Below are 332 nucleotides of genomic sequence, written 5' to 3'. Positions count from 1 at the left end.
CGGGAAGAAATAGAGGAGGAAGCAAATCGATCTATCTCATCAGCATATTTTGAGAATGTAACTTGAAAGCCCATGTCAGTTAATCTTTTTATAGCAAGTTTTCTATTTTCATTTGAAACAATACTTAAACTACACGATGGTGAAATCACTCGTATTTCAGCACCCTTTTTTAACTTTGTTGGTATCACTACATTCACCTCTTTAATTGAAAGAATATTTAGATTTAAAAAATATTTTATCATATGAAATAAAGTAGAAGTGAATTATTTTTTGAAATGGAGTTTTCCTGATTTTTCAGCAGACAGACAGAGTCTTTTTTTGATATGATAGGA

At 29.8% G+C, this 332-nt stretch carries 1 pseudogene; it reads right to left on the bottom strand.

What is annotated here, in order from left to right:
* Positions 1–188, bottom strand: a pseudogene (locus MR107_RS30575) (LD-carboxypeptidase); the annotation flags it as partial.
* Positions 189–332: the final 144 nt, after the last annotated feature.

The sequence above is a fragment of the Bacillus cereus group sp. BfR-BA-01441 genome (assembly GCF_022663075.1).
GTDB classification, from domain to species: Bacteria; Bacillota; Bacilli; order Bacillales; family Bacillaceae_G; genus Bacillus_A; species Bacillus_A cereus.
This window is presented reverse-complemented; position numbering and strand designations above follow the sequence as displayed.